At 32.6% G+C, this 9379-nt stretch carries 11 protein-coding genes; 6 read left to right on the forward strand and 5 right to left on the reverse strand.

What is annotated here, in order from left to right; all coding sequences use genetic code 11:
- Positions 1–34: 34 nt before the first annotated feature.
- From ACOYLP_RS02640 to tgt, 3 genes are all read right to left on the reverse strand, one after another.
- Positions 35–916, reverse strand: a complete 882-nt coding sequence (locus tag ACOYLP_RS02640; protein WP_422854624.1) for a DMT family transporter — start codon at positions 914–916, stop codon at positions 35–37.
- Positions 903–1991, reverse strand: coding sequence for an LptF/LptG family permease (locus ACOYLP_RS02645; RefSeq protein ID WP_422854625.1), 1089 nt, complete (start codon positions 1989–1991; stop codon positions 903–905). The genes ACOYLP_RS02640 and ACOYLP_RS02645 overlap by 14 nt, the downstream gene beginning before the upstream one ends.
- A 77-nt stretch (positions 1992–2068) precedes the next feature.
- Positions 2069–3199 carry a tRNA guanosine(34) transglycosylase Tgt gene (tgt, locus tag ACOYLP_RS02650; protein ID WP_422854626.1) on the reverse strand — a complete coding sequence of 377 codons (1131 nt, stop codon included), beginning with the start codon at positions 3197–3199 and terminating at the stop codon, positions 2069–2071.
- Between the two features lie 175 nt (positions 3200–3374).
- Here tgt and ACOYLP_RS02655 point away from each other — a divergent pair, with 175 nt between their 5' ends.
- The 4 genes from ACOYLP_RS02655 to ACOYLP_RS02670 all read left to right on the forward strand — a co-directional run bounded on the left by ACOYLP_RS02655 (position 3375) and on the right by ACOYLP_RS02670 (position 6485).
- Positions 3375–4220, forward strand: a complete 846-nt coding sequence (locus ACOYLP_RS02655) for a transketolase (protein WP_422854627.1) — start codon at positions 3375–3377, stop codon at positions 4218–4220.
- A 62-nt stretch (positions 4221–4282) separates the two neighbouring features.
- Positions 4283–4882, forward strand: coding sequence for a hypothetical protein (locus ACOYLP_RS02660; RefSeq protein ID WP_422854628.1), 600 nt, complete (start codon positions 4283–4285; stop codon positions 4880–4882).
- Positions 4883–5010: 128 nt separating this feature from the next.
- Positions 5011–5535, forward strand: a complete 525-nt coding sequence (locus ACOYLP_RS02665; RefSeq protein ID WP_422854629.1) for a hypothetical protein — start codon at positions 5011–5013, stop codon at positions 5533–5535.
- Positions 5532–6485, forward strand: a complete 954-nt coding sequence (locus ACOYLP_RS02670) for a transketolase family protein (RefSeq protein ID WP_422854630.1) — start codon at positions 5532–5534, stop codon at positions 6483–6485. The genes ACOYLP_RS02665 and ACOYLP_RS02670 overlap by 4 nt, the downstream gene beginning before the upstream one ends.
- A 79-nt stretch (positions 6486–6564) precedes the next feature.
- On the opposite strand, the gene ACOYLP_RS02675 is transcribed toward ACOYLP_RS02670, so the two are convergent.
- Positions 6565–7620: an FKBP-type peptidyl-prolyl cis-trans isomerase gene (locus ACOYLP_RS02675; RefSeq protein WP_422854631.1), complete on the reverse strand. Its 1056-nt coding sequence runs from the start codon at positions 7618–7620 to the stop codon at positions 6565–6567.
- 79 nt (positions 7621–7699) lie between these two features.
- Between ACOYLP_RS02675 and ACOYLP_RS02680 the strand changes: the two genes are divergently transcribed.
- The gene (locus ACOYLP_RS02680) at positions 7700–8068 is read left to right on the forward strand and encodes an RNA-binding S4 domain-containing protein (RefSeq protein WP_422854632.1); all 369 of its coding nucleotides are present in this window, start codon (positions 7700–7702) and stop codon (positions 8066–8068) included.
- Between the two features lie 65 nt (positions 8069–8133).
- Entirely contained in the window at positions 8134–8631 is a 498-nt protein-coding gene (locus tag ACOYLP_RS02685; protein WP_422854633.1) for a phosphoribosyltransferase family protein, read from the forward strand.
- On the opposite strand, the gene ACOYLP_RS02690 is transcribed toward ACOYLP_RS02685, so the two are convergent.
- The gene (locus tag ACOYLP_RS02690; RefSeq protein WP_422854634.1) at positions 8623–9141 is read right to left on the reverse strand and encodes a shikimate kinase; all 519 of its coding nucleotides are present in this window, start codon (positions 9139–9141) and stop codon (positions 8623–8625) included. The two genes, ACOYLP_RS02685 and ACOYLP_RS02690, sit on opposite strands and share 9 nt — an antisense overlap.
- Positions 9142–9379 lie beyond the last annotated feature (238 nt).

Below are 9379 nucleotides of genomic sequence, written 5' to 3' on the forward strand. Positions count from 1 at the left end.
TTGTAAACAAAATTAATGATATGCTTGTACTGATTTAGTTTCGCTTATTATAGCTTTTTATGAATGAATTTAGCAATACAGTTAGCAAAATAATAATCGCTCCTATATAAAATTCAAAACACATTCGCTCTTTTTCTTTAAATACTAAAACTGCTAAAATTATTCCGTAAATAGGTTCTAAATTGATGGTAAGCATTACAGTATATGGACTGAGAAATTTCATTATGGAAGTAGAAGCTATAAACGCATAGGCAGTACAAACTGAACTTAATATCATTAAATACATCAAGTCTTTTGTAGAAAGCGAAAAGAAGGTTATTGAAAAACTATGTGAAAACATTAATAAAAAAGTGAAAAAAACTACGCCTCCACTTAATTCATAAAAAGAGATTACAATGGGATCGTGTTCTTTCACAAATTTACTATTAATAACCGCAAACAAAGCTGAAAGAAAAGCCGAAGACAAAGCGATTAACATCCCGTAAAAATAATTTCCTTCTACATTAAAAATAATATACAATCCAAAAACTACTAGTAATCCAAAGAAAACCTCGTACCAAACGATTTTTTTTCGATAAAGTATAGGCTCTAGTAGCGATGTAAAAAAAGCTCCTGTTGATAAACAGGCCAAAGTCAAAGAAATATTAGAAATCTTGATGGCTTTAAAAAAAGTGAACCAATGTAGTGCAATGATTAATCCTGCAAATAAAAATTGAAGCGCCGTTTTTGTGGAAATTCTAAGTGCTTTTTTTTTATACATCAAATAAACAGCTATAAAGCCTACTGCGAATAGCATTCGAAACCAAACCAATGGTAATGCATCGAGTGTAATTAAAGCTCCCAAAACAGCTGTAAATCCCCAAATGAATACTATTAAATGGAGATGCAAATAACTTTTAAGGTTATCGCTTGGCATTTCGTAGTAGGTAAATTGCTAAAATTCCAAATACAATATTTGGAGTCCAAACTGCTAGTAATGGTGGTGCCGAAGATTTTTCGGCAAGGACGCCAAAAACTTTATCCAAAAAGACAAAAGCAAATGCCAAAATAATTCCAATAGCCAGATTGGTTCCCATACCGCCTCTGCGTTTCATAGACGATACGGCAACAGCAATAATTGTTAGAATAAATGCCGAAACCGGTATGCTATATTTTTTATAAAGTACTACCAAATACACATTGATATTTGAGGAACCACGTGCTTTTTCTTTTTCAATAAATTTAGTGAGTTCGTTTAATGGCAACGTTTCCGCAATGAAAACTACAGGAGTTAAATCTTCTAAGTCAAATTTAAAAACGGTATCTTTCACTTCCCCCGATTCGATGATGTCGCCAAACTCCCCTACTTTTCTTTTGTTATAATTATACAACGTATATGTGCTGTCTTTTTCATTCCATTTGATTCGGCTAGCTAATAACTTATATTTCAACTTATCGCCTTCAAATTTTTCCATCGAAAAATTAAAAGCCATTTTAGAAACATTATTATAGTTACTCACAAAAATATATTCGTCCTTACTTATTTGACGAAACACATCTGAGTTATCATCACGCATGGCACTTACACCTGAATTACTTAGATAAGTCAACCTAAAGCTGTTAAAACCTGCACTTGCTCTAGGTAATAAAAAGATAGTCATTACTAGAGCAAATAGCGATACAATTGTAGCTCCAATAATATAGGGTCTTAGAAATCTTGAAAAAGAAATTCCGGAACTTAGAATGGCAATAATCTCAGTATTATTTGCCAATTTTGAGGTAAACCAAATCACCGAAAGAAACAAAAATATAGGAAATAATAAATTGGCAAAATAGATGGTAAAATCTAGATAATATTTGGCAACAGCTGAGAATGCAACTTGATTCTCAATCATTTTATTGACTTTTTCCGAAACATCAATCACTATCCCAATAGGAATAAACATTAGCAACATTACTATGAATGTTCCTAAGTAGCGCTTGAGAATGTATTTGTCAATTATTTTTAACATTGTGTCAATTTGGTTATTTGGTTATTTGGTATTTGTATACACTTACAAATAACCGAATAACCGTATCCAAGAATCACCTATAAACGTTGGCTCATATTTTTTACCATCATGTCTTTCCATGTTCTGAAATCTCCCACTAATATATGTTTTCTTGCTTCACGAACCAACCACATATAGAAACCTAGATTGTGTATCGTAGCAATTTGTTTTCCCAAATATTCATTGGCAGCAAACAGGTGACGCAAATAGGCTTTGGTATATTCCGTATCCACGAAAGTGTATCCCATTTCATCTAGTGGAGAAAAGTCGGCTTCCCATTTTTTGTTCTTAATGTTAATCGTTCCGTTTGCGGTAAATAACATTCCGTTACGGGCATTACGTGTTGGCATTACGCAATCAAACATGTCAATTCCTAATGCTATATTTTCTAATATATTTATTGGTGTACCAACACCCATTAAATAACGTGGCTTGTCTTCAGGAAGAATATCACAAACTACTTCGGTCATTGCATACATTTCTTCAGCCGGTTCGCCAACTGAAAGTCCGCCAATTGCATTTCCTTGTTGGCCTGCGTTGGCAATATATTCAGCCGATTGCTGACGCAAATCTTTAAAGGTACTTCCTTGAACTATTGGGAAAAAAGTCTGATCAAAACCATATTTGGTAGGCACTTTTTCTAAATGACTTATACACCTGTCCAACCAACGATGCGTCATCTTCATCGATTTTTGAGCATAGCGATAATCGCAGGGATAAGGAGTACATTCGTCAAAGGCCATAATGATATCGGCACCAATAGTTCGTTGGATTTCCATGACATTTTCCGGAGTAAATACATGGTAAGAACCATCTATATGCGATTTGAATTTTACCCCTTCTTCTTTAATTTTTCGGTTAGCCGAAAGCGAATACACTTGATAACCACCACTATCGGTCAAAATATTCCTATCCCAATTCATGAATTTATGTAAGCCTCCAGCCTGCTCCAAAATGGCTGTTTGTGGACGCAAGTATAAATGATAGGTATTTCCCAAAATAATATCGGGATTAATTTCATCTTTCAATTCGCGTTGGTGCACTCCTTTAACCGAGGCAACAGTCCCAACAGGCATAAATATGGGGGTTTCAATTACACCGTGATCCGTAGTAATACTTCCAGATCGTGCTTTTGAATTAGGGTCATTCACTAATAAATCAAATTTCATAAGGACATTTTACAGCTCGCAAAGATAAAAGAATTATAAGTTTTGAATTCGGTGTTATGGATTTATTTAACAACAAAAACAATACTCAAAACTTTTAATAACTTCTAAATAAAGTTTTTGTCATTGGTGAAAATTAGAATTACTTTTGACAGCATCTAATTTTTAACTACAAAAAATGTCTAACACACAACATTTACACGATTTTACAACACAAACAAGAAGAGACATTCTTCGCATGGTACACGCTGTAAATTCAGGCCATCCTGGAGGTTCTTTAGGATGTGCTGAGTTTTTAACCGTTTTGTACCAAAAACTAATGAAACGAAATCCAGAGTTTAGTATGGACGGAATTGGAGAAGATATTTTCTTCTTATCCAATGGTCATATTTCTCCTATCTTCTATTCCGTTTTGTCTCGTAGTGGCTATTTTCCTGTTTCGGAATTGGCTACTTTTAGAAAACTTAATACGCGTTTACAAGGTCATCCAACAACGCATGACGGTTTACCTGGAGTGCGAATGGCAGCAGGTTCTTTGGGCCAAGGATTATCAGTGGCTGTTGGGGCGGCACAAGCCAAAAAATTAAACAACGATGCTCATTTAGTTTATGTATTAACAGGCGATGGTGAGTTACAGGAAGGACAAAATTGGGAAGCCATTATGTATGCGTCTGCTAAAAAAGTAGACAATCTAATTGCAACAGTAGATTTAAACGGGCAACAAATTGATGGTGCTACTACTGATGTTTTGAATATGGGAAATCTGAAAGCCAAGTTCGAAGCCTTTGATTGGGATGTTTTAAAGATTACTGAAGGAAATAACATCGAAGCCATTATCAAAGGAATGGAAGAAGCCAAAAGCAGAACCGGCAAAGGAAAACCAGTTTGTGTGTTGTTACATACAGTAATGGGCAATGGTGTCGATTTTATGATGCACACCCACGCGTGGCACGGAAAAGCACCAAATGACGAACAATTAGCAATCGGATTGGCTCAGAACGCAGAAACTTTAGGAGATTATTAATTTGGATGAACAAACTCTTTTTGATAGCACTCTTCCTTTTTTGTCAAAATATTTTTTGTCAGGTGTATCATTTCGACAAAGCTATTTTATACACTAGAACAGACATAGAAAACAATAACACTCAATATTTATCTATATTTATTAACTCCAAGAACCAATCCAATTACTTTGTTAGCAGTAGTTGGGGCAATGAGATGAATTGTTATTTGATAGATAAGAATGCGAAAATGTCTCACAAATATTACTTAGAGAGTTTAAAAGATGTTACTGATTTTACCTATGAATATTCTTGGAAATTTTCCCCAACAAATCATGAGGTTAATTGTGAAAATTTTATTGCAAACGAAATCAAATTAGATTCGTTATACACTAAAATTGAAGCGATTAATTATACAAATAAAAAAAAGAAACGAATTGATTATCAGTATACATTTATTTTAAAACCAATTGATGTTCCGATTTTAAATACAATAACAACTATTCTACAACATCACCGACAACTTGATTGTCTTGATTTTACTATTTCTCAAAATAACATACCAAGCTCTATAAAATACCGATGTAATAAAGGTTGTAATTTGAATTTTGATTTAGTTTCAATCAAAGATACTGATGTTGACTTTGAAGTAAAAGAAGAAGACATAAAATTCAAGAATAAATGAGAAATTTAATTTACATAATGTTATTCCTGTTCTGTCAAAATATTTTTTGCCAAGATTATGTATTTGATACATTAATAGAATATAGTTATTCATCAACAAAAAAAGCAAATGAAGGAAAATTACTTTTCATGATAAATTCAAAAGATAACGGATACGTATTTTTTTTTAATTCAAATGAAAACGACAAAACAGAATGTTCTATAATTGATTTTAATTCTAAGACTCAGAATTGTTATAAACAAACTGATGAAAATAAATTTGAATATTTGTGCACACGAAATAAGACTCCCATACTTTTTTTTAATGAGAATCCAAATGTTAAATTTGAATTTGATAAAAAAGAGTTAGACTATAACAATTCAAAAATCTTAATTTCAAAGTTTAAAATTAACCCGAATGGCAAAAAGAAAATTATTGATATAATTAAAATTGAAATTGAAAAAAACAACTTCGTCTTTAATTATAATTTATTAAAGTTTTTCTCTGAAAAATATTTCGATGATAGAGATTTATCTTTTTTAGGAGATAAAACTCCTAAACGAATTTTATTTGAATATAAACATGGATTAAAAAGAACTTTTGAGCTAAATAAAATAGAAAAAATAAACACAACACTTACAATTACAAAAGAGCAACTCAACTATAAACAATGAAAAAATACACAAACACAGGAAGTAAAGATACACGCTCAGGTTTCGGAGCAGGAATGACCGAACTTGGACAAAAAAACGAGAATGTAGTTGCGCTTTGTGCCGACTTAATTGGTTCGTTAAAGTTTGATGATTTTAAGAAAAATCATCCGGAACGTTTTTTCCAAATCGGAATTGCAGAAGCAAATATGATTGGAATTGCTGCAGGTTTAACTATAGGAGGTAAAATTCCGTTTACAGGAACCTTTGCGAACTTTTCAACAGGAAGGGTTTATGACCAAATTCGCCAATCTGTAGCTTATTCTGATAAGAATGTGAAGATTTGCGCTTCGCATGCTGGATTAACATTAGGCGAAGATGGTGCGACTCACCAAATTTTAGAAGACATTGGATTGATGAAAATGCTACCTGGAATGACAGTTATTAATACCTGTGATTACAACCAAACCAAAGCAGCAACAATTGCTCTAGCAGACCATCATGGTCCCGCTTATTTGCGTTTTGGTCGTCCGGTGGTGCCAAACTTTACTCCGGCTGACGAACCTTTCATAATCGGGAAAGCAATACTATTAAACGAAGGAACCGATGTTACTATTATTGCCACAGGACATTTAGTATGGGAAGCGCTATTGGCTGCAGAAATATTAGAAGCCAAAGGCATTTCGGCAGAAGTAATCAATATTCACACCATTAAACCATTAGACGACGAAGCCATTTTGAAATCGGTAGCAAAAACAGGTTGCGTTGTTACAGCCGAAGAGCATAATTTCTTGGGTGGATTGGGTGAAAGTGTTGCCAGAGTTTTGGCTTTGAATAATCCAAAACCACAAGAGTTTGTAGCGGTAAACGATAGCTTTGGAGAAAGCGGCACTCCTGAACAATTGATGGGAAAATACAAGTTAAACAACCAGGCGATTGTAGAAGCTACTGAAAGAGTAATCAAGAGAAAATAGTTTACTCCTATTTAAAACAAAAATCCCGTCTAGTTAAAAAACGAGACGGGATTTTTTATTATTTTCTTGTCAACTCAGTTTATGGTTGACCGTGACAACTTGGGTCCAAATATTTTTTCTTTCCATTTCCAGTTCCACCACAAGTTGGTATATCTGCAAAAGGATAGGCAATTCCTGTTATTGGATTTTTAATTTCACTTTTGGTAGTAAAGAAATCACCGTCGTCATCAACATCTAAAAAATCCGGTATATCATCCCTATCAGTATCATCATGATTTACAACGTCTTTATCTAAACTATACACATATCCATCCGGCACACCTTCAATAACAGTAAAAGTACCATCACTATTTAAAGTCGAAGTTGCCAGATCTTCCTGATAGGAAAAAATACCATCTCCATCATGATCCACCCTTTGGATTTCGTATAATTTGAAACTAAATATTAGGGGGGAATAAGAAGGTATTCCTCCTGTTGCACTACCAAAATAAGCTAAACCAGATGGAATAAACATTATACCGGCACCGAAATCAAAATAGGATGTAGAACCATCAGGGTTTCCTAAATAAGATCCTGATTTGAATTGTGGAAATATTTCGCTCCAGCCTCTTATTACACTTGTCAAGTTAAAATAGCTTTGAGGATTAATCGATTCTTCAAATTCATCTGATTTGATAGTCGTTACGTCCACTCCATTAACTTGTTCTGTACTGCTAAAAATATATTCTCCTCTATAAGAAGTTAATACTCTATCTACATTAGATGGTGAATTGCTATTAGCTCCTGTACCCTGTCTTAATTGTATATAATAAATTTTATAAGTAATATCTACATCGTTTTGATTAACAGAAACATATCTAGTAAGTATAGGATAAGTAGTCTGGTTCCAAATTGAGGTTTGTGTTCCGCCTTCCGGAATTAAAGTAAAAGTAACATTTTGATCTTCTGTTGCACCTGGATTATTGATTACTTCCATATAATGCGTTTTCATATAGGTTTCGATATTGGCAATATCTTTTATGTATTGTTCAGCGTAATCACGAGGAGGAGCTACATTATTATTATCATCTTTAGAACAAGAAATTACAATTAAACCTAATGTAAAAAGAAAAATAATTTTGAAAAAGTTATTCATTATTGTTTAAATTTTAAGCTCGCAAGATACAATATTGATTTATTTTTGTAAACAATTTAACGTTGATTTTTGAAAAAAAATGAGAGTAGATAAATATTTATGGTGTGTTCGTTATTATAAAACCAGAAACATGGTGACCGAAGCTTGCAAAAAAAATCATATCACAGTAAATGGTCAAATAGCAAAGCCTTCTAAAGAGGTCTTCCCTTTGGATAAAATTACCTTTAGAAAAGATCAAATTACTTATTTGATAAGTGTTTTAGAAATTCCACAAAATCGTGTTGGAGCAAAGTTGGTCGATATCTATCGGAAAGACGAAACACCTCCGGAAACTTTTGCGCATCTTGAAATGCTTAAACTTTCTAAAGAACATTATCGCAAAACAGGAACGGGAAGACCAACAAAAAAAGACAGAAGAGATTTGGATGGTCTTGATTTAGAAAATTGATTAGAAAAAAATATTTATTGAAATGTCATTTAAGTCGATTTATTTATCTTTGAAAAAACATCACGATGAACCAAAATATTATTCTTAACCATCTTGAAATAGATCATAAAATTAAAAGAATTGCCTATCAAATTTTTGAAACTTTTGCTGAAGAAAAAGAAATAATTTTAGCTGGTATTGCAATTAATGGCTATGTCTTTGCAGAAAAAATAGGTGCAATTCTAAAAACCATATCTGATTTAGATGTCATTTTATGTGAAATTAAAATTGACAAACAAAATCCATTTGCTGAAATAAACACTTCAATTCCAAAGGAAACATACAAAAATAAAAATATAGTATTGGTTGATGATGTATTAAATTCAGGTTCAACACTAATATATGGTGTCAAACATTTTTTAGAAATACCCGTTAAAAAAATTAAAACAGCCGTTTTAGTGGATAGAAATCATAAAAAATTTCCGGTAAAAGCAGATTTCAAAGGGATTTCACTATCAACTTCTTTTATGGAACATGTACAAGTTGTATTTGAAGACAATAATAATCATGCTTATTTAGTCTAATAATTGAAGAATTTCTTCAACTATTACTTCGGGAAGTTTGTTGTCAATATCTACCTTAAAAGTAGCTTGGTTATAGAAATAACTCCTTTCAAATAAATGCTTTGCAACAAATTCTTTTAATTCTTCTTGGGATTTATTGGCAACAAGTGGTCTCGTTATTTTTTCTGACTTAAGTCTGTCTAAAATTACAGACAAAGAAGCATTCAAATAAATTGAAGTATAATTTTTACCGTTCAGAAATAAATAATTATTGGCATAACATGGTGTTCCTCCTCCAGTACTAATGATTAAGTTATCATCATTCTGAATAACTTCTTTGAAAATTTCATGTTCCACTTTTCTAAAGTAAATCTCACCTTTCTGTTTAAAGAGTTCACCAACCGTTAAATTGGTTTTTTTTTCAATTAAATTATCTAAGTCAACATGTTTTAGGGCCATTTTTTCTGAAAGCAACTTAGCAATTTTGGTCTTGCCAACAGCCATATAACCAATCAAAATAACTTTCTTCATCGCAATAAAACCTTATAAATTAAGTCTTTAACACTCTTTGTCAAAAAAAGCCAAATTTATAATAAAATTGCTTTGAAATATAAATAATAAGGCCTTATATTTGCACCCGCAATTAAGCCACAAGGCTTATCACTGAACTTATACAAAAATATAGGCCAGTGAAAGTATTAAAGAAAAGAAAAAGACTCGATAGCTCAGTCGGTAGAGCACATCACTTTTAATGATGGGGTCCTGGGTT

This window comes from Flavobacterium sp., assembly GCF_049318325.1.
GTDB lineage: Bacteria > Bacteroidota > Bacteroidia > Flavobacteriales > Flavobacteriaceae > Flavobacterium.